The 23,195-nt window shown below is 72.2% G+C and carries 18 protein-coding genes; 7 read left to right on the top strand and 11 right to left on the bottom strand.

Annotated features, from left to right (window positions below; translation table 11 throughout):
* Positions 1–48: 48 nt before the first annotated feature.
* Positions 49–621, bottom strand: a complete 573-nt coding sequence (locus ACZ79I_RS36375; protein WP_471503491.1) for a dTDP-4-dehydrorhamnose 3,5-epimerase family protein — start codon at positions 619–621, stop codon at positions 49–51.
* 138 nt (positions 622–759) lie between these two features.
* Positions 760–2,046, bottom strand: coding sequence for an activator-dependent family glycosyltransferase (locus ACZ79I_RS36370; protein ID WP_471503489.1), 1,287 nt, complete (start codon positions 2,044–2,046; stop codon positions 760–762).
* 412 nt (positions 2,047–2,458) lie between these two features.
* On the opposite strand from ACZ79I_RS36370, the gene ACZ79I_RS36365 reads away from it, so the two are divergent.
* The 7 genes from ACZ79I_RS36365 to ACZ79I_RS36335 all read left to right on the top strand — a co-directional run bounded on the left by ACZ79I_RS36365 (position 2,459) and on the right by ACZ79I_RS36335 (position 10,821).
* Positions 2,459–2,686, top strand: a complete 228-nt coding sequence (locus ACZ79I_RS36365) for a hypothetical protein (RefSeq protein ID WP_471503487.1) — start codon at positions 2,459–2,461, stop codon at positions 2,684–2,686.
* Positions 2,687–2,766: 80 nt separating this feature from the next.
* A complete protein-coding gene (locus tag ACZ79I_RS36360) occupies positions 2,767–3,375 on the top strand; it encodes a response regulator transcription factor (RefSeq protein ID WP_381079314.1) in 609 nt (202 codons plus the stop codon).
* A gap of 268 nt (positions 3,376–3,643) precedes the next feature.
* Positions 3,644–5,539 carry a 2-oxoacid:acceptor oxidoreductase subunit alpha gene (locus ACZ79I_RS36355; protein WP_471505444.1) on the top strand — a complete coding sequence of 632 codons (1,896 nt, stop codon included), beginning with the start codon at positions 3,644–3,646 and terminating at the stop codon, positions 5,537–5,539.
* Positions 5,529–6,584, top strand: coding sequence for a 2-oxoacid:ferredoxin oxidoreductase subunit beta (locus ACZ79I_RS36350; RefSeq protein ID WP_471503485.1), 1,056 nt, complete (start codon positions 5,529–5,531; stop codon positions 6,582–6,584). The genes ACZ79I_RS36355 and ACZ79I_RS36350 overlap by 11 nt, the downstream gene beginning before the upstream one ends.
* Entirely contained in the window at positions 6,581–6,901 is a 321-nt protein-coding gene (fdxA, locus tag ACZ79I_RS36345; protein ID WP_471503483.1) for a ferredoxin, read from the top strand. The genes ACZ79I_RS36350 and fdxA overlap by 4 nt, the downstream gene beginning before the upstream one ends.
* A 147-nt stretch (positions 6,902–7,048) precedes the next feature.
* Positions 7,049–8,059 carry an AfsA-related hotdog domain-containing protein gene (locus ACZ79I_RS36340; RefSeq protein WP_471503481.1) on the top strand — a complete coding sequence of 337 codons (1,011 nt, stop codon included), beginning with the start codon at positions 7,049–7,051 and terminating at the stop codon, positions 8,057–8,059.
* Between the two features lie 8 nt (positions 8,060–8,067).
* On the top strand, positions 8,068–10,821 hold the full coding sequence (locus ACZ79I_RS36335) for an AfsR/SARP family transcriptional regulator (RefSeq protein ID WP_471503479.1): 2,754 nt from the start codon (positions 8,068–8,070) through the stop codon (positions 10,819–10,821).
* A gap of 220 nt (positions 10,822–11,041) precedes the next feature.
* Here ACZ79I_RS36335 and ACZ79I_RS36330 read toward each other — a convergent pair whose 3' ends face one another.
* The 9 genes from ACZ79I_RS36330 to ACZ79I_RS36290 all read right to left on the bottom strand — a co-directional run bounded on the left by ACZ79I_RS36330 (position 11,042) and on the right by ACZ79I_RS36290 (position 22,821).
* Positions 11,042–11,917, bottom strand: coding sequence for a 4'-phosphopantetheinyl transferase family protein (locus ACZ79I_RS36330; RefSeq protein ID WP_471503477.1), 876 nt, complete (start codon positions 11,915–11,917; stop codon positions 11,042–11,044).
* Positions 11,823–12,683, bottom strand: a complete 861-nt coding sequence (locus ACZ79I_RS36325) for a 2-oxo acid dehydrogenase subunit E2 (protein WP_471503475.1) — start codon at positions 12,681–12,683, stop codon at positions 11,823–11,825. The genes ACZ79I_RS36330 and ACZ79I_RS36325 overlap by 95 nt, the downstream gene beginning before the upstream one ends.
* Positions 12,680–12,946, bottom strand: a complete 267-nt coding sequence (locus tag ACZ79I_RS36320) for an acyl carrier protein (RefSeq protein WP_471503473.1) — start codon at positions 12,944–12,946, stop codon at positions 12,680–12,682. Before ACZ79I_RS36320 ends, ACZ79I_RS36325 begins: the two co-directional genes overlap by 4 nt.
* Before the next feature lie 2 nt (positions 12,947–12,948).
* Positions 12,949–13,971 carry a 3-oxoacyl-ACP synthase III family protein gene (locus tag ACZ79I_RS36315; RefSeq protein WP_471503471.1) on the bottom strand — a complete coding sequence of 341 codons (1,023 nt, stop codon included), beginning with the start codon at positions 13,969–13,971 and terminating at the stop codon, positions 12,949–12,951.
* Entirely contained in the window at positions 13,968–17,039 is a 3,072-nt protein-coding gene (locus ACZ79I_RS36310) for a type I polyketide synthase (protein WP_471503469.1), read from the bottom strand. Before ACZ79I_RS36310 ends, ACZ79I_RS36315 begins: the two co-directional genes overlap by 4 nt.
* Positions 17,039–17,326, bottom strand: coding sequence for an acyl carrier protein (locus ACZ79I_RS36305; protein ID WP_381080313.1), 288 nt, complete (start codon positions 17,324–17,326; stop codon positions 17,039–17,041). Before ACZ79I_RS36305 ends, ACZ79I_RS36310 begins: the two co-directional genes overlap by 1 nt.
* A 101-nt stretch (positions 17,327–17,427) precedes the next feature.
* Positions 17,428–19,215 (bottom strand): acyl-CoA dehydrogenase, encoded by a 1,788-nt coding sequence (locus ACZ79I_RS36300; protein ID WP_471503467.1) that lies wholly within the window; start codon positions 19,213–19,215, stop codon positions 17,428–17,430.
* The gene (locus tag ACZ79I_RS36295) at positions 19,212–21,011 is read right to left on the bottom strand and encodes an acyl-CoA dehydrogenase family protein (protein WP_471503465.1); all 1,800 of its coding nucleotides are present in this window, start codon (positions 21,009–21,011) and stop codon (positions 19,212–19,214) included. Before ACZ79I_RS36295 ends, ACZ79I_RS36300 begins: the two co-directional genes overlap by 4 nt.
* 1 nt (position 21,012) lies before the next feature.
* Complete coding sequence (locus tag ACZ79I_RS36290) at positions 21,013–22,821, bottom strand: fatty acyl-AMP ligase (protein ID WP_471503463.1); 1,809 nt, start codon at positions 22,819–22,821, stop codon at positions 21,013–21,015.
* Between the last annotated feature and the right edge of the window lie 374 nt (positions 22,822–23,195).

Genomic DNA, 23,195 nt, shown 5'->3' with positions numbered 1-23,195 from the left:
TCGTGGCCCGGGTGCGCCGTGGCCGGCCGGACAGCAGGTGACGCTGCGTCAGGCGGCCTCGAAGTCGGACAGCATGCCTGCTGCCAGGGCTTCGGCCAGCGTGGGTGCCTTCGCGTCCTTGTCCGAGATCAGCGGTGTCCCGGGGCACTCCCAGGGCAGGTCCAGGTCGGGGTCGAGCGGGTTGATGTCGATCTGCGTTCCGGGGACGTACGTGGTGGAGACGACGTAGCAGATGCAGGCGTCGTCGGTGAGCGCCAGGAATCCGTGGCCGACGCCCTCGGGCACGTACACGGACCGGCCCGAGGCGGCGTCCAGTTCGTTCACCTGGTGCCGGCCGAAGGCGGGCGACCCGATCCGCAGGTCGACGACGATGTCGCGCAGCACACCCCGCACGCAGGTGACGAACTTGGCCTGCCCCGGGGGGATGCTCACGCTGTGGATGCCGCGCAGGGTGTGGCGCCTGGACACCGAGTAGTTGATCTGCCGGGGCTGGAAGAGGATCCCCGCGGACCGCTCCAGTTCGTCGGACCGCATCGACTCGTAGAACACGCCCCGGTCGTCGGATATGTGGTCCGGCTCGATCAGGAACGTGCCGGGAATGCTGGTTTCCTCGATGCGCACGGCGCGCTCGCCCTTTCTCCCTGAACTCGGCTCGTGCTGGACGGGTGGAAGCCCGGCGGGTGCGGGCACCCCGCGCCGGAGGGCCGGGGGCACACGCCGGCGCGGCACGGGAGCCCTGCGGCGGCGGACGGCTGCCGCTCAGCCGCGGTGCTCGGCGGTCAGCCTCTCCAGGACCGGGACCACGTCCTTCGGCGCCGGGGCGGCCAGCATGTCCTCGTACAGGCCGCGGGCCCCGAGCTGGAAGGACGGCTCCTCGAGCAGCCGCACGAGGTCCTTCTGCATGACGTCGACGTCGAGCGCCGCGGGGTCGGCGACCAGTCCGGCGTCCCGGCGGGCGACGTAGCGTGCCGTGACCATCTCGTCCCACATCGGCAGCGGCACCACGAACTGCGGCACCTTGAACGCCACGGCGGCGGCGAACGTCCCGCCGCCGCCGTGGTGGATGATCGCCGAGCTGCTGGGCAGCACCTGGTTGAGCGGTACGTACTCGATGGCCCGGACGTTGTCCGGGAGCGTGCCCACGGCGGCAAGCTGCTCGCCGTTCAGCGTCGCGACCAGTTCCAGGTCCAGGCCGGAGACGGAGTCGAAGAACTCGCGCATCGGGAAGCCGCTGTGCCGGCCCGCGAGCAGCCGACGGCTCACCCCCAGGGTGAGGACCGCGCGGGGCCGCTCGGGCCGGGAGTGCAGCCACTCGGGAAGGACGGCGGCCCCGTTGTACGGGACCCGGCGGACCGGGACGTACGCCAGGTCCAGCGGGTTGCGCATCCGGGACTGGGTGAGGTCCAGGGTCCACTGGCCGACCCACGTCTCCTCGGCGAAGTCGAGGCCGTACCGCTCCAGCACGGGGCCCAGCCACTGCATCCACGGGTCCTCGGCCGGGCTCGAGGACGGATCGGCCCGCTCCTGCCGCATCCTGGAACGGATCAGCCCGATGTTGTCCATCCCGAACAGCAGTCGCGCGTGGGCGGCGCCGCACGCGCGCGCGGCCACCGCGCCCGTCGGTGCCAGCGGGTCCCACAGCACCAGGTCCGGGCGCCACTCCCGGGCGAACTCCACCAGGGTGTCAAGGACCGGCCGGCGCCCGCCCTCCGCCGGCTCCGGCGGGTAGTAGGCGTTGAACATGCCCGCGAGAACGGCCCTGGCGGTGCGCCAGGCGTTGTCGTCGTCGGGATCGAGCGCCAGAGTGGGCCGGTTGGGGCCCGCCCCGGCGATGAGGGGCGCCAGCGAGGCCGTGAGTTCCTCCCTGCCGCCCAGGGACACCGCGGTGAGACCGGCCGCGGTGATGTTCGCGATCACCTTCGGATCGACCACGCCCTCGGGGCTCGCCACCACGACCTCGTGACCGGCGCTCTGCAGCGCCCATGCCAGTGGTACGACCGGATAAAGGTGTGCCGTTGCCGGAAAGATGGTGAAAAGAACGCGCATCGCTGACCTCTCCCGAGACTGCCGGCCCGACGCCGACGCGTGCTGTTCGCTCGAATCCTGCGGGGAGGCTCTAAAGAGCCGCTTGTGCAGAGCGGGCACGGGTAGCCTTGGGAAGAAGTGGCGAACTCACGCGGTACAGGCGGTACGGGAAAAGTTGAGCAGGTTTCAACTTTTCGTCCGGGGCTCGGGTGTTACGCAAATTTGTGCCCGTGAGCGCTTGATTCCTGCACACTCTTCACGACATTGACTTATCATCTGCGCAAGATGGCGCACATGGTTGCGAGAGGCCGTGCAGATGATGGACCGTCACGACCGTTCCGACAGTGCGAACGAGTCAAGGGGCAGCCGTGCAGGCGCGGCCCCGGCCAGACACGGCAGCGGTCTCCCCGCCCCCCGGCCGGCACACACCGTCGTGATCGCCGCGCTGCCGGGTCACATGCTCGTCACCACCATGAAGAACGACGGCGTCGACGCCGTCTGCCACACTCCCTCGCCGCACAGCGCCGGCGGACGGCTGAAGTCGGGTCGCGCGAAGAACGGCACATTCCGGTTCTCGACCGAAGTGCCCCTGAACGAACCGCAGGAGACGACCGTGGAGGTACGAGGGGGCATGTTCCCGCTCAAGGAATCAGCTGCATGATCGCGCGCCGCTTCAGGAAGGGTACGGATCACGTCACCTCGCCGCGATCCGGGCCTTCAGGTACCGCAGACGGGAGCTCAGTGATACGGATACTGATCGCCGAGGACATGAACATGATCCGCGGCGCCCTGGTCGCCCTGCTGAATCTCCAGGACGATTTCACCGTGGTCTGTGAGGTCGAACGCGGGGACGAGATCGTCGACATGGCCCTCAAGCACCGGCCCGACGTCGCCATCATCGACATCGACCTGCCCGGTGTCGACGGTCTGTCGGCCGCCACCCAGCTGCGCAAACAACTCCCCCAGTGCCGCGTCCTCATCCTCACCAGCCTCGGCCGCCCCGGCACCCTGCGCCGGGCCCTCGAAGCCCGGGTCTCCGGCTATCTCCTCAAGGACGCCCCACCCGGTGAACTCGCCTCCGCGGTACGGCGGGTGGCAGCCGGACACCGCGCCGTCGACCCTGAACTGGCGCTGGCCGCCTGGGGAGAGTTCGAAAGCCCCCTCACCGACCGGGAGACGCAGGTCCTGCGGCTCGCGGCGGAAGGCGCGGAGGCGCGGGAGATCGCTTCCATGCTGCGCCTGTCGGCGGGGACGGTGCGCAACTATCTGACCACCATCGTCACCAAGCTCAACGCGCGCAACCGCGTCGACGCGATCCGCATCGCCAGGGACGCGGACTGGCTGCTGTGACGCGCACCGCCGGCGCGGCCGGCCCTCGGCCCGCCCGGCGGAAGCCGTCACGCCGGCGGCGGCCGCGGTGACCGGCAGGGCCGGTGCGCCCACCACCGGCACGGCCTCCGGCCGGTGCGGCACCGTTCCGCCCTCACGACCTCCCGCGGCCTGACCGACCGGCTTTGGCCGGTCACAAGGGGCGCTGCCTACCGTGCGGCGGCAGGCACCCTGCTGCGTCGACGGGAAGGAGCGGCCGGTGGCCGTTGACACCACGCGTACGAGTGACATGAGCGCCCCCACGGACACGGAACGAGCGGTTCGTCCGGCTCATGAGGTCCGTTCCCTGCATCGGATGGTCATCCGGTTCGCGGGTGACTCCGGTGACGGTATGCAGCTCACCGGTGACCGTTTCACCTCCGAGACGGCGTCCTTCGGCAACGACCTGTCCACGCTGCCGAACTTCCCCGCCGAGATCCGCGCTCCCGCCGGCACCCTGCCGGGCGTCTCCTCCTTCCAGCTGCACTTCGCCGACCACGACATCCTCACCCCCGGCGACGCCCCGAACGTCCTGGTCGCGATGAACCCGGCCGCACTGAAGGCGAACGTCGCCGACCTGCCACGCGGCGCGGAGATCATCGTCAACACCGACGAGTTCACCAAACGCGCGCTGCAGAAGGTCGGCTACGACACCAGCCCGCTCCAGGACGGCTCACTGGAGGGCTACCACGTCCACCCCGTGCCGCTGACCACACTGACCGTGGAGGCACTCAAGGACTTCGACCTGACCCGCAAGGAAGCCGAACGCAGCAAGAACATGTTCGCGCTGGGCCTGCTGTCGTGGATGTACCACCGGCCCACCGAGGGCACGGAAGCGTTCCTGCAGTCCAAGTTCGCCAGGAAACCCGACATCGCGGCGGCGAACATCGCCGCCTTCCGGGCCGGCTGGAACTTCGGCGAGACCACCGAGGACTTCGCCGTCTCCTACGAGGTCGCCCCGGCCGCGAAGGCCTTCCCGGTGGGCACCTACCGCAACATCTCCGGCAACCTGGCCCTGGCCTACGGCCTGATCGCCGCCTCCCGGCAGGCGGACCTGCCCCTGTTCCTGGGCTCCTACCCCATCACCCCCGCCTCCGACATCCTGCACGAACTGTCCCGGCACAAGAACTTCGGTGTGCGCACCTTCCAGGCCGAGGACGAGATCGCCGGGATCGGCGCGGCGCTGGGCGCCGCCTTCGGCGGCTCGCTGGCGGTGACCACCACCTCCGGCCCCGGTGTGGCACTCAAGAGCGAGACGATCGGGCTGGCGGTCTCCCTGGAGCTGCCGCTGCTGGTGGTCGACATCCAGCGCGGCGGACCCTCCACCGGACTGCCCACCAAGACCGAGCAGGCCGACCTGCTGCAGGCGATGTACGGCCGCAACGGCGAGGCCCCCGTACCCGTCGTCGCACCCCGCACCCCGGCCGACTGCTTCCAGGCCGCACTGGAGGCCGCACGGATCGCACTGACCTACCGCACCCCCGTCTTCCTGCTGTCCGACGGCTACCTGGCCAACGGCTCCGAGCCCTGGCGCATCCCCGAACCGGAGGAGCTGCCGGACCTGCGGGTGCAGTTCGCCACCAGCCCCAACCACACCCTGGACGACGGCACCGAGGTGTTCTGGCCCTACAAACGCGACCCGCACACCCGCGCCCGCCCCTGGGCCATCCCCGGCACCCCCGGCCTGGAACACCGCATCGGCGGCATCGAGAAGCAGGACGGCAGCGGCAACATCTCCTACGACCCCGCCAACCACGACCTGATGGTCCGCACCCGCCAGGCCAAGATCGACGGCATCCAGGTCCCCGACCTCACCGTCGACGACCCCGACCAGGCCCGCACACTCGTCCTGGGCTGGGGCTCGACCTACGGCCCCATCACCGCGGCGGTCCGCAGACTACGCACCACCCAGACCCCCATCGCCCAGGCCCACCTGCGCCACATCAACCCCTTCCCCCCCAACCTCGGCGAAGTCCTGGCACGCTACGACAAGGTCGTCATCCCCGAGATGAACCTCGGCCAGCTCGCCACCCTCATCCGCGCGAAATACCTGGTCGACGCCCACTCCTACAACCAGGTCAACGGCATGCCGTTCAAGGCGGAACAACTCGCCACCGCACTCAAGGAGGCCGTCCATGCCCACTGAGGCACTGTCGCTGGTGCCGAAGGCGGACAGTCCGCTCTCGGTACGTGATTTCAAGTCCGACCAGGAAGTGCGGTGGTGCCCCGGCTGCGGCGACTACGCGATCCTCGCCGCCGTCCAGGGCTTCATGCCCCAGCTCGGCCTGGCCCGGGAGAACGTCGTCTTCGTCTCCGGCATCGGCTGCTCCTCCCGCTTCCCGTACTACATGAACACCTACGGGATGCACTCCATCCACGGCCGCGCCCCCGCCATCGCCACCGGACTGGCCACCTCACGCCGCGACCTGTCCGTATGGGTCGTCACCGGCGACGGCGACGCCCTCTCCATCGGCGGCAACCACCTCATCCACGCCCTGCGCCGCAACGTCAACCTCAAGATCCTGCTCTTCAACAACCGCATCTACGGCCTGACCAAGGGCCAGTACTCCCCCACCTCCGAACTCGGCAAGATCACCAAGTCGACCCCGATGGGCTCGCTGGACGCACCCTTCAACCCGGTGTCACTGGCCATCGGCGCCGAAGCCTCCTTCGTCGCCCGCACCATCGACTCCGACCGCAAACACCTCACCGAGGTCCTGCGCCAAGCCGCCGCCCACCCCGGCACCGCCCTGGTGGAGATCTACCAGAACTGCAACATCTTCAACGACGGCGCCTTCGACCCCCTCAAGGACAAGCAGACCGCCGACGAAGCCGTCATCCGCCTCGAACACGGACAGCCCATCCGCTTCGGCACCGACCACACACACGGCGTCGTCCGCGACCCACACACCGGCGACCTGAACGTCGTCACCATCACCCCGGACAACGAGGCCGACATCCTCGTCCACGACGCCCACAACCCCAGCCCCACCACCGCCTTCGCCCTCTCCCGCCTGGCCGACCCCGACACCCTCCACCGCACCCCCATCGGCGTCTTCCGCTCCGTCGACCGGCCCGTCTACGACACCCTCATGGCCGACCAACTCGACACCGCCATCGAGCACAACGGCAAGGGCGACCTCGCCGCCCTCCTCACCGGCAACGACACCTGGACCGTGGAGGCCTCATGACGTACGTCATCACCCAGCCCTGCGTGGACCTCAAGGACAGGGCATGCATCGACGAGTGTCCCGTCGACTGCATCTACGAAGGCCCGCGCAAGATGTACATCAACCCCGACGAATGCGTGGACTGCGGCGCCTGCGAGCCCGTGTGCCCCGTCGAGGCGATCTTCTACGAGGACTCCCTTCCCGACGAGTGGTCCGGCTATCTCACCGCGGACCGGGACGTCTTCGCCGCGACCGGGGCACCCGGCGGTGCGAGCACGGCGGACCCCCTGCCCCGGGACCACCCGATCGTCGAGGGAGAGCCGGTCAAAACGGGCTGATCGCCTAGGGGAGGGGGCCGACGTCATTCGTACTTCAGTACGGCTTCCCTGGTCCTTCAGCGGAGTCAGGCAACGTGCACACGTCAAGCGCATGCGCCCCACATGTGTTTCCGCAGAGCCGCCGGACACCGCCCCAGAGGACCCCTCATGCCCACCTTCACCGCTCCGTCCCCCTCCTTCCTCGGACCGCACCACCTGGTCCACAGGCCGGCCAGCCCCGAAGCCTTTCTGCTGAAGGCGACCGCGCCGGTACGGCAGAACTTCGCCTTCTCCGCGGAACTGCCCGAAGAACACCCGCTGTTCGGCGATTCCGTGTCGCCTTACCACGACCTGCTGTTCCCCGTGGAATCACTGCGCCAGACCATGCTGTTCGCGGCGCGCCGGTACTTCAGGGTGCCGGAGAGCTGGCACCCCGTGGTGGCCTCCGGCGGCGCCGCGATCACCCGGCTGGACGCATGGCGCCGCGGCGGCATGCGGGCCGGGCTCGCGCTGGAACTCGCGGTGACGCCACTCGACGTCGTGGGCGGCGTGCCGCGCGGCCTGGAGTGCGAGGCCGCCGTCTCCATCGACGGCGAGCGCTGCGGCACCGCCTCGGCCCGGCTGGTCTTCCTCGCCCAGGGCGTCTACCACAACCATCGCGTGCTCGGGCGGCGGCAGAGCGAGGAGTCGGTGGCGGCCGGGGACGGTGATCCGGCCTCCCCCGGCGTGCCGCTGCCCGAACAGGTGGGCCACCGGGACGGCCGCAACGTCCTGGTCGGGCTGCCCGAGCACACCGGAGCGGACGGCGAAGAGGGGCTGTCCTTCCCCATCGACGCCAGGGCCGCCGCCGGGCTGCGGCTCGGGGCCCCGGACGCGCCGGACGAGGTGCCGCCGATGCTGTTCCTGGAGGTGTCCCGCCAGGTCGGGCTGCTCGCCGCGGCGGAGCTGCGCGGCTTCATCCCCTCGCACGCCGTGCTGTCCCGCTGGCAGGCCTCGTTCCGCGGCTTCGCGGAACCCGGACTGCCGCTGCACTGCACGGTCCGTGAGGGGGTGCGCCGCACGGACGGACGGGTGTCCCGGGACGCGGCCGGCCGCCCGGTGGTCGACCTGCGGCTGTCGTTCCTCCAGGGCAGCCGGGTCGTGGCCCGTGTCTCCGCCTCCGTGCTGCAGGATTGCTGAGGCGCGCGATGAGATACAGAGTCCTCGGCCCCGTGCACATGGCACCTCGTACACCGTCCGCGGCCAAGCCGCGCGCGGTCCTCGCCACCCTGTTGGTGCAGAGCAACACGGTGGTGTCAACCCATACCCTGATCGACGAACTGTGGGGCGCGGAACCGCCGCGCACGGCCACCACCACCCTCCAGGTGTATGTGTCCCAGCTCCGCAAGGCCCTGCTGGAGGACACCGGCGAGGCCGCGGCGGAAACGGGCTCACCGCAGCCTCTGCTGACCCGGTCCCCCGGCTATCTGATGCGGGTCGCCCCGGAGGAGCTGGACCTGGCCGTCTTCGAGTCGCTGCGGACCGAGGGCCGGGCCGCGTACGGCCGGCACGAGTACGAGGCCGCCTCGCAGGCGCTGAGCCGCGCGCTCGGGCTGTGGACGGGACCCGCGCTCTCGGGCATACCGCACGGACCCTCGCTGGAGACCTCCGCGATCAGACTGAACGAACTGCGCGCCGAGGTACTGGAGCAGCGGATCTCCGCCGATCTGCGGCTCGGGCTGCACCACGAACTGGTCGGTGAGCTGATGGCCCTGGCGCACGAACATCCGCTGCGCGAGACGCTGCGCTGTCATCTGATGGTGGCGCTCTACCGTTCGGGCCGGCAGTCCGACGCCCTGCAGGTCTATCACCAGGCGCGGCGGTCCCTGGTCGACGAACTGGGGGTGGAACCCGGCCCGGCGCTGAGCAGACTGCTGGAACGGATCCTGGCCTGTGACCCCTCGCTGGCCTGGCGCGGCGAGCCCGCGCGCCGGCTCGTTCCCGTCGGCGGATCCCACGACCGCCCGGCCGACGGGTCCGCGGACGGCGGCCGGGATGCCGGGCCCACGGTGTGGCTGCCGCCGGCCGTGGCGCACCTCACCGGACGCGAGGACCAACTGGCCGTCGGTGAGCGGCTGCTGGCGGGTGATCCGCCCGGACCCAACAAGGTGCTCGTGGTGTCCGGACGGGCGGGCGTCGGAAAGACGGCGCTGGCCGTGCGGCTGGCCCACGACGCCGCCGAGCGGTTCCCCGACGGACGGCTCCTGGTGACGTTGCGGGACGCCGGCGGGCGGGCCGTCGAACCGCGGACCGCCCTGGCGACCCTGCTGCGACGGCTGCGCGGGCCCCAGGCGACGGCAGCCGGACCGGGAACGGACTCCGGCGCGCAGCCGCTGCCGTCGTCCGAGGCGGAACTCGCGGAACTGCTGCACGCGCGCACCGAGGGCCGCAGGATGCTCATCGTCCTGGACGACGCCGTCTCGGAGGCGCAGATCCGGCCGGTGCTGTCGGCCGTGCCCGACAGCACCGTGATCCTGACGAGCCGTCATGTGCTCGGCGCGCTGGAGAGCGCCCAGCACCTGACCCTCGACGTGCTCGCCCCGGGCGAGGCCGAGGCGCTGCTGGCCGCGTGCGGCGGACAGCGGATGCGGGAGGACCCGGAGGCGGCGGCGGAGATCGCCCGGCTCTGCGGCTGGCTACCGCTGGCCCTCCGGGTGGCGGCCGCCGGGCTCGCGGCCCGCCCGCACTGGACTGCCGCCGGGCTCGCCCGGCGCCTGCGCGACGAGCGGACCAGGCTGGCCGCGCTCGCCCTGGGCGACCTCGACGTACGCAGCAGTCTGCTGACCGCCTACCGCGACGTGGACGAGGAGACCAGGCACGCCTTCCGGATCCTGGGGCTGGCCTCGCTGCCCGACTTCGCCCTGTGGAGTGCGACCGCGCTGCTCGGCACGGACCGGGCGGGGGCCGAGCGGCTCACCGAGAAGCTGGTGCAGGCCCATCTGCTGGAGGCACGGCGGCGGCCCGGGCGGCTGGAACCCGTGCGCTACGGCTTCCACGCGCTGCTGCGCTCGCTGGCCCTGGAGGTGCTGGCCCAGGAGTCCCCGCAGGAAGGCCCCGCGGCCGTGGAACGGCTGTGCCGTGCCTTCCTGACCCTGGCCAGGTACGCGGACGCGCAGCTGGCGCCCGGCAGGGACCGGCTCGCGTACGAGGTGGAGCCCCTGGCCGCGATCCGTCCCGAGGAGGTGGTCGGCAGCGCGCCGCTGCGCTGGTTCCAGGAGGAGTCCGCGGGCCTGTCGGAGGCCGTGCGGCAGGCTTATGCGGCCGGGTTGTGGAGTCTGTGCTCCGCCTTGGCCTCGGCCGCGGCCGGCTACTACGAGGCGGGTGCCCTGTGGGACGAGTGGGAGTCGACGCACGACCTCGCGCTGGACGCGGCCCGCCGGTCCGGGGACATCCACGCGGAGGCCGTCATCCTGCGGTCCCTCGGCGACTTGGCCTGGCAGCGCCACCGGACCTCACTGGCGATCGCCCAGTACCGCCAAGCCTGGCAGCTGTTCACCCGTCACGGTGACCGGGCGGCGGCCGGCCGCTGTCTGTCCGCCGAGGGGGACGCGCTCCTCGGCACGGGGCGGGTCACCCAGGCCGAACAGGCCTATGCACGCGCCCTGTCGGTGAGCCGGCAGAACGGCGACCCGCGGGGCTCCGCCAAGTCGCTGCGCGGACTGGCCCTGGTGGCGCAGCGCGAGGGCCGCCACGAGGAGGCGCTCGCCCGTCTCGGGGAGTGCGAGAGCGCCGCGCGCTCCGCCGGCGACCGCCGCTGGATCGAGTACGCGCGGCGCACGGCCTCCGCCCTGCGCACGGCACTTGCGTCGGGGCGGTCGGCCGCGGTGTCCTCGATCCCGCTCGAAGTCCGCCCCGGCGTCTGGCTCTTCCAGCCGTCATGGCCGCTCCAGCGGGCCGCGTGAGGATTCACCCGCCCGGTGCCGGGGGAGCTGCCCCGGCACCGGACACGACCGGCCCGGGCGGGACCGGCCCGGACACGACCGGCCCGGGCGGGACCGGCCCGGGCGGGACCGGCCCGGGCGGGACCGGCCCGGGCGCAACCGGCCTGGGCGGGACCGGACCTCGTGCACGGACGGCAGCGCGCCGGGGGTGCCGCCGCGCCGGGGATGCATCACCGCCTCGTCACCACACGTCGGCCGCAGCCGTCTCCCGCTCCTCCTCCCCCAGTGCCTCCACCAGGGCGTCGACGACGCCGGGATCGAGTGACGTGCCCGCCGCCGTGTCCGCCGTGGGGCCGAAGCCGGCGTCGCCGACGGCGACGGCAAGGGTGTAGCGGTCCCCGATCGACAGGGTGTGGAAGGCCCATGCGCCGACCGTGCACGGGACGCCGTCGGGGCGCAGCACCTCCGTGGGGGCTCGGTCCGGGCTGAAGCCGAAGTCGGTGAAGCGGAACAGCATGCCGAGGCCCATGGCCTTGGTGTAGGCCTCCTTCAGGGTCCACAGGCGGAGCACGGCGGGGTTGCGCTCCGCGGCCGGCATGGCCTCGATCCGCTCCACCTCGTACGGGGTGCACACGTGCCGGCCCAGCCCGGGACCGTACAGGACGCGGTCGCCGGGCTCGGCGTCGACGCCGATGACGCCGCCGGCGGCCAGGCCGACCAGGAGCAGGTCGTCGGTGTGGCTGAGGCTGATGTGCACGCCGTCGTAGCCGCGCAGGAAGGGGCGCCCGGTGAGGCCGTAGCCGAGTTCGACGGATTGGGGCGGTGCGCCGAGCGCGGCGGCGGCGGCGAACTTGAGCAGAACGCGGGAGGACGCGAACCGGGTGCGGACCCCAGGGTGCGTCAGCTCCAGGTAGCGCTCCCAGTCGTGCCCCAGGAGCACGCGCAGCCGCGGCACGCCCGCCCGTTCCGGCCGCCAGTCGCCCTGACGGGCCCAGAGGACGGCCGCCCCGTGCCGGTCGAGGTCAGCGCGTACTCTGCTCCAGTCCGCCGAGGGGCCGCAGATCGCGATCGGCTCCCCGAGGGTCCGGCCCGGGGCCCTGCGCCCGGGTGCCGTCATCGAAACTCTCCAACGTGTCGTGGAGATCGGACAGCACATCGGCCGCGGCCGCGCCGTCGATCACCCGGTGGTCGAAGGTGAGGCCCAGTCGCATCACCGGCGCGGGCACCACGACGCCGTCGCGGACCACCGCGCGGTCCACGACGCGGCCCGCGCAGAGGGTCACGGCGGTGCCGCCGGCCGAGTGGAAGCCGTCGACGGTCCGGTGGCCGAGCGAGCTGACCGAGACGGTGCCGAAGACTGCGGGACGCCGGCGGGGATCGCGCAGCGCCGCGGCGAAGGCGGCTCTGCCGAGCGGGACGGGAAGTCGGCCCAGCATCCGTACACCCTTGAACTCGGGCAGATCCGCGGCCTGTTCGCCCCGGTAGCGGTCGACGCGTTCCTGGATCTCGCGCAGGCTCGCCGCCTCCAGGCCGGGAACGAGGGCCGAGAGCACGGTCCGCTCCCCCTCGACGGGCCGGTCCAGGGCGAGTTTGGCGGTGACGCCGTCGAAGCGGACGATCCTCGGGCGCCGGAACGGTCCGGGCCAGCCGGGGGCCATGACGGCGTTGGCCTCGGGGTGGCGGTCGAGGACCCGCCCGGCGGCGTACAGCAGATAGCTGACGACCGAGTAGCGGCGGCCGCTGTCGCGGGCGGCGGCGCGGTGTGCCTGGACACGGGTCATGTCGACGTCGGTGTCCAGGTGCACGGGCCGCTGGGCCGCCGCCCACTCCAGGAAGTACAGGGTGTGGCGGCGGCGCCGTTCCGCGATGACGGTGGGCCTCACCCGGTCACCGCCAGGTCGTAGATCTCCTTGAGGCTGCGGGCCTCGAAGATCCGGCCGACCGGGACCTTGCGGCTGGTGGCGAGCTCCAGTGCGGTGACGAGCTTGAGGAGGTACAGCGAGTCCCAGTCGGGGAGTTCGTCGAAGTCACAGGCCACCTGCTCGGGTTCGAGCGGCATGCCGATCTCGTCGTTGACCAGACGCACATAGTCGTCGAGGGTGAAGCCGCCGTGGGCGGGAACGATCGCGGGGGCGGTGCTGTCCATGCTCATACCTTCTCCAGGGCGAAGCCGGCCTTGATCCACTTGCTGGACTCGACGGCGACCGCGAGGGCCCGCTCGCCGTCGGACATGCGCTCCAGCAACTTCTCGATCTGCAGGAAGGGCAGGGCGTTCCCGTTGTTGCCGGTGTCCGCCACGCACGAGACCTCGGCCGCGGTCGGCATGTCGAGTTCCTCGGTGATGCGGCGGGTCATCCGGCCCGAGAGCTGGGGCGGCAGCAGGTAGTCCAGCCGGTCCGCCTCCCAGTCGAGTTCGCCGAGGATCTCCCACAGGATCTCCACGGCCATGACGGGCACGGACTCCTCGATGGCCTTGTAGTCCTCGGTGACGGCCTGCCGGTCGTCGTACCGGTCGGCGAGCCCGAACCACTCGATGACCTGACCCGGCTTGCGGCCCAGCCCGGTGAAACGGTTGAGGACGTGGCGCAGCGCGACGCGCTGTCCGCGCGGCTCGTCGGTGAGCACGGCCGCGCCCGCGCCGTCGCCGAACAGGACGTAGTTGACGAGGTCGCTGGAGGCGGCGCCGGACACGTCACGCTGGAGGTCGAGGTGCTTGCTGCACACGTCGCCGCCGATGACGAGACCGGTGCGGTACTGGCCGGAGGCGATCATCGACTGGGCGACGCCCAGGGCCTGTACGGCGCCGGCGCAGCCGGACTGGAGCTGGAAGGTGGGCACCTGGTCCAGGCCGAGCTGGTCGGCGACATGGTTGACCGTGGCGGGCATCAGGGTGTCGGGAGTGGCCGTGCCGAGGACGACGAACTCGATCTCGGACGGGTCGACGCCGGGGGCGGCGAGGGCCTTCTCGGCGGCCTGTGCGCACAGGTCGGCGAGCGACCAGCGCACCACTCCGGTGCCGAGGTCCCGGGCGAAGTACCGCGTCCGGGTGCCGATGAAGACCTCGATCCAGTCCTCGTTGATGCCGAGCACCTTCGCCAGGGTGGCGTTGTCCACCGGGTCACCGGGCAGAGCGGTGCCGATGGAGGCCAGATGGGTGGTCGGAGTGGTCATGCCGTCCTCTCTTCTTCCATGAGCGTCCGGTTCTCCTCCGCGTCGCCGAAGCTCGCGGGAACGGGCACCGCCGCACCGAGTTCGCGCAGGAAGGTGATGAGGTCGCCGACGGAGGAGAGCCGGGGCAGCAGGTCCTGGACCGTCAGGGTGCCGATGCCCGCGAGCCGGGCCTCCAGCCGGTTCTTGAGTTCCATGATCATGACGGAGTCGAAGCCGAGGTCCTCGTAGAGCCGGTCGTGGAGGACGACGTCGGCGTCGGTGTAGCCGCCGACCAGCCGGACGGCGCCGAGGACGGCTTCCGCGACCGGGTCCGCCGGGCCGGCGGGCAGGTCCAGGGTGAGGACGGACGCGGTGGCGGTCTCCGCCTCCCGGTGCGGTGCGAGCGCGGCGGCCGCCGGCTCGGCCGCCGGGACGGCGACCGTTCCCGGACCCCGTACCGGGTTCCTCGCCCAATAGCGGTGTTCCGTCGAGAAGGCGTACGGCGGCAGCGGGTGGGCGACCCGTTCCCCGGGTGTGTACGCGGCGTCCCAGTCGGGTTCGACGCCGCCCCGGTACAGTTCGGCGAGGGCCTCGGCGAGGTCCCGGCCGGCGGATTCGGGGCCGCGTACCGGCAGGACGTGTGCCGGGCCCGTCCCCGGGGCGGGGTGGCCGAGGCGGCGCACCATCCCGGAGAGCACCGGCTGAGGGCCGATCTCCACGAGGTGGGTCGGTCCTCCGGCGAGCAGCGCGGCGGCCGCGTCCCCGAACAGGACGGTGGCGCCGATGTGTTCCACCCAGTACGGGGCGTCCATCGCCTCTCCGTCGAGCACCCGGCCGCGAACGGTCGAGTAGACCGGGATCTCGGGTACTCCCCCGCCGACCTCGGTGGCGATCGCCGCGAATCGGGCCAGCATGGGCCGCATCAGCGGTGAGTGGAAGGCGTGGGAGACCTGGAGCCTGCGGGTGCTGAGCCCCTGGGCCTCGATCTCGGCGCCGATCCGTTCCAGCGCCTCCAGGTCCCCGGAGAGCACGGTGGAGGTCGGGCCGTTGACCGCGGCCACACCGATCAGCGGTTCCGGTGCGATCCGCTCCTCGAGGTCCTCCCTGGCGGCCCTGACGGCCAGCATGCCCCCGCCCGCGGGGAGTTCCTGCATCAGAGCGCCGCGGGCGGCGACCAGCCGGGCGGCGCCGTCCAGCGGGAGCGCCCGGGCCAGGACGGCGGCGGCGAACTCGCCCACGCTGTGGCCGAGGAGCATCCCGGGGTGCACGCCGAGTGCCTCCAGGGTCCGGCCGAGGGCGTAGCCGACGGCGAACAGGGCGGGCTGCGTCCACCGTGTGCTGTGGACCGCCTCGTCACCGGCGAGGACCAGGTCGCGCACGGACCGTCCCGTGTGCGGCAGCAGCGCGGCGTCGGCCTCGTCGAGGAAGTGCCGGTACAGCGGCGACCGTTCGTACAGTGCGGCGGTCATCCGGGGGTACTGCGAGCCCTGCCCGGTGAACAGGAACGCGACGCGGGGCCGGCCGTCGGGGCTGCCGGAGAACCGGGCCAGCAGCCCGGGGTCGGTGGCGGCCTCGCGCAGCCTGGCGACGAGTTCACCGGTGTCGCCGGCGGCGGCCGCGAAGCGGTGGCGGTGGCCGGCCTTGACGCGGTTGCTGGACCGGGCCAGCGGGCCCAGCGGTACGCGGCGGGCCGCCGCCGCGTCGGCCTGGGCCAGCAGGTTGCGGCGCAGCGCGTCGGCGTTCGGCGCGGTGAGGGTGAACACGGCGGCGCCGATGCCGCCCACGGGGGCGTCGTCCTCGGGCCGGGGGCGGGCGGCCTCGGGGGGCGCGGACTCCAGGACGGCGTGGGCGTTGGTGCCGCCCATGCCGAAGCTGCTGAGTCCGGCGACGGCGGGGCCGGCGGGCAGCCGCAGCGGTGCCTTGAGGAGCCGCAGCCCGTGGTCGCGCAGGTTGAGCCGCTTGCTCTCCTTGGCGGCGAAGCGGCTGGCGGGGACCACCCGGTGGTGCAGGGACAGGGCGACCTTGATCAGTCCCGCGATGCCGGCGGCGCCCTCGGTGTGGCCGAGGTTGCCCTTGACCGAGCCGAGCGCCATGGGTTTGCCGGCGCGGCCCGCGTGGTGGTGGCCGAGCGCCTTGATCTCCATCATGTCGCCGAGGCTGGTGCCGGTGCCGTGTGCCTCGGTGAAGGCCACGTCGGAGGGCTCGACCCCCGCCCTGCGGTAGGCGGCGGCGAGTACGTCCTGCTGGGCCCAGCGGTTGGGCGCGGTCAGCCCGTTGCTGCGGCCGTCCTGGTTGACGGCGATGCCGCGGATGACGGCGTACACGCGTTGCCCGTCGGCGAGCGCGTCCCGCAGTCTGCGCAGCACGACCACACCGACGCCCTCGCCGCGGCCGATGCCGTCGGCCTCGGCGCTGAAGGGCTTGCAGCGCCCGTCGGGAGCGGAGAGCCCGGCCTGGGTGTAGAAGATCGACAGAGCCGGGGTGAGGGCCACGTTGACACCGCCGACGAGGGCGTGGTCGCACTCCCCGGACAGCAGGGCGTTCACCGCGAGGTGCGCGGCGACCAGCGAGGAGGAGCAGGCGGTGTCGACGGCGAGGCTGGGGCCCTTCAGGTCGAGGTGGTACGAGATCCGGTTGGCGGTCATGCAGTAGCCGTTGCCGGAGCCGACCTGGGCGGTGACGTTGGCGTAGTCGGTGAGGTGCAGTTGCGCCCACTCGTTGCCCATGATGCCGACGAAGACCCCGGTCGGGGTGCCGGCGAGGCTCCGCGGAGGGATGCCCGCGTCCTCGACCGCCCGCCACGCGGACTGCAGCAGCAGCCGCTGCTGGGGGTCCATGGCGGCTGCTTCGCGCGGCGAGATGGTGAAGAACTCGTTGTCGAAGGCGTCCGGGTCGGCGATGAAGCCGCCCTCGGTGGTGTTGGTGTGTCCTTCCTCCCCGGCCTGGGAGTAGAACTCCTTGGCATCCCACCGCTGCCGGGGCACCTCCCCCACCCCGTCCGCGCCCCGCATCAGGAGGTCCCAGTAGGCGCCGGTGTCGGGCGCCCCCGGGAATCTGCAGTCGATGCCGACTATGGCTATGGGATCCATCAAGCGCCGCCGTCCTTCGGGGCGGCCGCGGCGAACTCCTCCATGAGGTGGCCGGCGAGCGCGTGGACGGTCGGGTAGTCCCAGGCGGCCGTGGGCTCCATCACGAGGTCGAAGTCGTCCTCGATGTCTCCGCACAGGCTGAGGGCGGCGACGGAGTCGAGGCCGTACTCCGCGAGGGGCACGTCCGGGTCGATCTCGGCGGGCTGCCGCTTGAGGTAGAGGGCGATGCGCTCGGCCAACCACATGGTCAGAGACTCGGTGGTGTGTCCGGTGGTCGGAACGGGCATGGTGCACTCCTCGGCGGGGTGAGCGGATTCGCTTGCTGTGCTGGGGCGCGCCGGCCGTTGCGGGCCGGCCGGGGGGTCCCTCGGGGACCGGCTGGTGTCGGTCAGCCGGTGAGCGGGGTGTCGTACAGGTCGTAGCTGCTGCGCGCATGGAACCTGCGCAGTACTTCCTCGTGCATCCGGGCTTCGACGGACACGGGGAGCGCGGCGGGCCGGCGGCCGAGCCGCTGGGCGAGCCGGTGCAGTGCGGCCGCGAGCCAGGCGGGGTCGGCGAGGAACGCGTCGCCGCCGTCGCGGGACGCCTGCTGCCAGACACCGATCGCCGACGCGGCGGCGAGCAGGTGGGCGTAGCGGTCGGCGAGGGCGAAGGCGGCGGGGCCGGCGAGCGCCGTACGGTCCTCGGGTGCGAGCGCGCGGCTCGCCTCCTGGACCTGCCGCAGCTCGTCCACCAGCGTCAGCGCGAGCCCCTGGACGGCCCGCTCCTCGGGTGCCGCGCCGGGCAGCCCGTCCACGGCGGCCACCAGTGTGGCGCTGAGCCCGTCCCGTCCGCTCGCCAGGGTGAGCCGCTCGAAGGGGATGTCCGGGAGCTCCGCGCGCGGCCGGAAGAGTTCCCCGGGTGCCGGTTCGTCGGTGAACCAGGAGCGCCGGGCGAGCCGGGACAGCTGGGGGATGATCGTGGCCTGGCAGGCCGCGGAGCCGGCGTGGCCGAGGCTGAGCACCGGCAGGTCGCGCAGGTGCTTCTGGAAGATGCCGTACTCGCCGTCGCGGATGTAGAAGCGGGCCCCGAGCACGATGGAGAGTTCGTGCATGGTGTCGGTGAGCAGCCGCGGGACGAGGTACTTGGTGGCGGCGGCGAAGACGCTGGTCTGCTCGGGGAGCAGGTGCACCGCCCGGGTCGCGGCCAGGGAGAGGCTGTCGCAGGTCAACAGGTCGGTGAAGGCCCCGGACAGGGTGGCCCTGGCGTGCGGGATCTCCATGACGGTCTTGCGGTACAGGCGCCGGCCCAGTGCGAAGCGCACGACGGTCCGCAGGGCCGTGTCGGTGGTGCCGACCGCCATGCCGGGCAGCGCGGCCCTGGTGACCTGGAAGGCGCGCAGGGCGGTCTCGACTCCCTTGCCTCTCTCACCGACGAGGGCCGAGGCGGGCACGGGTGTGTCGTCGAACCGGAGCCCGGCCAGGCGGCAGCCTCGCACGCCGACGGTGTCGTACCGGGACAGTACCTGCCAGGTGTCCGTGTCGAGCCCTTCGGGCTCGACGAGGAGCACGGAGTGGCTGCGGCTGCCCGGTGCGGCGTCGGTGCGGCTGAACAGGACCCAGGCGTCCGCGCGGTGGACGTTGTTGATGACCTGCTTGGTGCCGTTCAGCAGATATCCGCCTCCCTGCGCGGGGCGGGCCTCGAACTCGTTGCGCACGAAGTCGTTGCCGTGCGCGAGTTCGTGGTAGGCGACCGAGATCTTGCCGCCGCCGGTGAGGATCCGCGCGACGCGTTCACGCTGCGCGGCGTCCCCGGCGGCCCAGACGTTCACGGCGGCCATGAAGGAGGTCATGCCGTAACCGAGGCCGAGGGCGACGTCGCGGCGGAACACCTGCCGCATGACGCGGATCAGGGTGTCCAGCCGCTCCAGGCGGCCGCCCTCGGCGGGCGGCACGAACTCGGCGCCGAGCCCGAATTCGTCGAGGGCGCGCTCGCCGGCCTCGGAGAGCACACCGGCCTCGTCCGCCTCGAGCAGCCGGGTGTAGGACAGCTGGTTGCTCTCGTCTGTGGGGTCGCCCAGCCGTCGGTCCAGTTCGGCTACGCGTGCCGCTGCCCGCGCCTCCTGGCCGGGCATCCCCTGACCGTCCCGTATGACGGCGGTCGCCGGGTGCGCGCCCTGGGGCTCTGTGCCGATCATGACGTCCTCTCAGTCTCGTTGGCGGCCACCTCGGGCGTCGCGGGCTGCCGCTCGGGGCGCCGCTGCGGCAGCAGCGAGAACAGCCGGCCCGAGGAGCGGGCCGCCCGCAGGGCGCCGAGCAGTTCTTCGTACGTCTCCTGTCCGGCCACCGCCGGTTCGCCGAGGCGGACAAGCAGCCGGTCGAGAGCGGTGTGCAGCCACAGGCCTTCGCGCCACAGCGCCCCGGTGCCGGGGTCGTCGCGGACGTGGTCGCTGCTGTGCGTCCACAGGCCGAGGCAGGCCGCCCCCGCCCAGCACAGGGCGTAGCGGCACGCGACCTCGAAGGCGGCGGGCGGGACCTCGGTGAGGACGCTCTTGTACTCCTCCATCTCGGCGTGCACCGCGGTGGTGACGGCGAGCAGTCGCTGCGCGGCCTCGGCCACCGGGGCGAGTGCGGGATTCAGTGCCGCGCGCCGGTTGATCTCGTCGACGGAGGCGGCGAGCCCCGCCATGACTCCGCTGCCCTGCCGGGCGACCAGTGACAGCTTCGAGGGGTCCAGAGGCGGCAGCGGTGCGCCGAGGTCGCAGGCGATGTCGCTGCCCGCCGTGTCGCCGGTGCCTCGCCCGAAGCCGCGGACCAGTGAACGGAACTGGTTGACCAGGGAGTTGAGGTTGACCAGGGTGTTGCCGTCGAAGAGCCCGACGAGGCGGTGGTCGCGCTCGAGCTTCTGGAACCGGCCGTCGGCGTAGACGCCCTTGAGGAAGGCGCGGGCGCCGAGCAGCCCCTTCAGATCGGCGAGGACCTGGTCGGTGGAGGTGGGCAGCAGGTACTTGGTGACGGCCGAGGTGACGCTGAGTTCCGCCGTCTGGGCCTGTACGGCACGGGCGGCGACCATGCTGACCGCCTCGTGCATCAGTACGTCCGCGGCGGCGCCGGCCAGCACCTGCCGGGCCTGCGGGAGGTCGATCAGCCGCCGGCCGTACAGCTCGCGCTCCTCGGCGAAGTCCAGCGCGAGCCGCAGCCCGTGGTCGCCGGCGCCGAGCGACAGTGCCGAGACCATGGCGCGGGTGATCTGGAGCGCCTTCAGCACGATCTCCAGGCCGGCGCCCTCGGCACCGACGAGGGCGCTGCGCGGCACCCGGGCGCCGTCGAGGGCGATGCCGGAGATGTCGGCGCCGCGGATGCCGTGGGTGCGGATCTTCGGGAGATGGCGGAAGGTGCCCTCGTCGAGTTCGCGCTTGTCCACGAGGAGGACGCTGAGACCGCGCGGGCCCCCGTCCGGATGCGTGCGGGTCAGCACCGACAGCACCGACCCCCGGGTGGCGTTGTTGATCAGCCACTTCTCGCCGCTGACCAGCCAGTGGTCCGCGGTGTCGGGCGCCTTCTCGTCCGTACGCACCTCAGTGGCCAGCAGGTCGCTGCCGTGCTCGCGTTCGGTGAGGCCGAGGGAGACCGGGACCCCGGCCATGATGTCGGCGCCGAGCGCGGCGCCCTGCTCCGCGGAGCCCGCCACCCATACGCACACCCCGCCGAGGTAGGTCTTGGCGTGGCCGATGGCGCAGGTCATGTCGCGGCGGGCGACGGTCCGGACGAGCTGGAGCACCTGCTCGTAGTCGCGCAGCCTGCCGCCGTACTCGACCGGTACGTAGTGGTCGGACAGGCCCCACTCCTGGAAGCGGCGGACGATGTCGGCGGGGAACTCCTCGTTGTCGTCGAGTTCCACGCAGCGCGCGTAGGAGAAGACCTCCCCGGCATCGTCGGGGTCTCCGAGGAAGCGGTCGAGTTCCTCCGCGAGCCGGTAGGGCGGGTGTTCCATGTCAGACCACCGTTTCCAGGGACTGGGCACCGGCGCCGGCGGGGTCGCCTGCCTCGGCGGATGCGATCAGTTCGCGGACGGCCGGCTCCAGGACCTCGTGCAGCGCGGGGATCCGGCCCTCGAGGAACAGCTTGCGCATCAGGGTCCGCTGGATCTTGCCGCTGGTGGTCTTGCGGATGGTTCCGGGGCGGACCAGCAGGACGTTGCCGGCCGGAACGCTGAACTCCTTGCTGATGAACCTCTGGACGCCGGAGGCGATGGTCTGCAGGTCGGTGGAGAGGCTGCCGGGCCGGATCTCCTGGACGACCACCAGGTGTTCACGGTCGGTGTCGACGGCGAAGACGGCGCCCCCGCCGATGCGGAACACCTTGTCCGTCAGCTGGACGGCGCGTTCCACGTCCTGCGGATAGAGGTTGCGGCCCGCCAGGATGACCATCTCCTTGAGCCGGCCGGTGACGTAGAGTTCGCCGTCCTTCAGGACGCCCATGTCACCGGTGCGCAGCCAGCCGCCGCCGTCGTGTCCGCCCATGCCGTCGGAGATCGCCGCGTCGAAGATCTCCTTGTTGGTCTGCGGCCGCTTCCAGTAGCCGGAGGCGACGCTGTCGCCCTTGAGCCAGATCTCGCCGACGTGCCCCTGGGGCTTCTCGACGTGGGTCTCCGGGTCGACGATGCTGATGTCGAAGTCCCGCGCGATCCCGCTGCTGACGAGGGAGCGGGTGGGGCCGTCCTCGCCCGGGTCGGCCAGTTCGCCGCGCTCCAGGGCCTCGGCGTCGACGTCGAGAACGCGGGGGGCGACGGTGCGCGGGGTGCCGGAGACCAGCAGGGTCGTCTCGGCCATGCCGTAGCAGGGGAACATGGCCTCGGGGCGGAATCCCGCCGGGGCGAAACGCTCGGTGAAGGCACGGATCGTCTCGGCCCTGACCGGTTCGGCGCCGTTGTTGGCGCCTGTCCAGGTGGACAGGTCGAGTGTCTCCAGCTGCGCGTCGGTGACCCTGCGCACGCACAGGTCGTACGCGAAGTTGGGACCGCCGCCGGTGGTGACTCCGTAGTCGCCGATCATCTTCAGCCAGCTGTAGGGGCGCTTGAGGAAGGTGAAGGGGGCCATCAGGGTGGCGGGGGTGCCCAGGTAGAGCGGGTGGAGGATGTGCCCGATCAGGCCCATGTCGTGGTAGAAGGGCAGCCAGCCGCCGCACACGGTCTCCGGGCCGGTGCCCATCGACCGCTGGATCGCCGCCTGGTTGGCGAGCAGGTTGCGCTGCGAGACCGCGACCCCCTTGGGCTCGCTGGTCGAGCCGGAGGTGTACTGCAGGAAGGCCAGGCTGTCAGGAGTGAGGGAGGGCGCGTGCCAGGCATCCGCATCGCCCTGCGCCGGATCGTCGGTGGCCAGGCACGGCACGTCGGTGAAGCCCTCCTCGGCCAGCCAGGCGGAGATCTGGGGGGCGTTGGCCGAGTCGGTGAGCACGGCGCACGCCTCGGCGTCGCGCAGGATGCCGGAGACCCGGGCGAAGTGCTGGCCCTGCTCGGCGGGCAGCGGTCCGGGCACGGCCACGGCACCGGCGTACAGGCAGGCGGTGAACGCCTTGATGAAGTCCAGGCCCGACGGGTACAGCAGGAGGACCTGACGGTTTGTGGCTCCGCGCTCCTGGAGCCAGGACGCGATCCGGCGCGCCTCCTGGTGGAGCCCGGCGGACGTGAGGTGCTGCGGCACCGAGCCATGGGCGTCGTCCGGCAGGAAGATGAAGGCATCCGCGGCGCCGCGGGCTTCGGTGCGCTCCAGAACCAGTTCTGTGAAGGTTCGGAAGTTCGTCAACGTCTTTCCCCGACCTCTCCGAGATCCGCTGGCGTGGCGCCGGCACGGGTTGCTCTGACATCACGATCGTCGTCCGGGGCGCTAAGGAGACGCTTGTGCGTTCCCGGTACACGGTGGGGTGGTGCGGGGCCCGCGCGGCCGGGCGTGGGGTCGGCCGGGCGTGCGGCGGGCGGCATCCCGGTGACCGGCGGGCTGCCGGCCCCGGGCAGCCCCGTGCGGGCCGGCGGGCGGTCGGCCCCGGGCAGCCCCGTGCCGGCCGGCGGGCGGCCGGCTCCTGGCAGCCCCGTGCCGGCCGGCGGGCGGCCGGCTCCTGGCAGCCCCGTGCCGGCCGGCGGGCGGTCGGCTCCTGGCAGCCCGGTGCGGGCCGGGGCCCG

Source organism: Streptomyces sp. PSU-S4-23 (assembly GCF_055632315.1).
The sequence above is the reverse complement of the archived record's forward strand: the minus strand, read 5'-3'. Positions and strand labels throughout refer to the sequence as shown.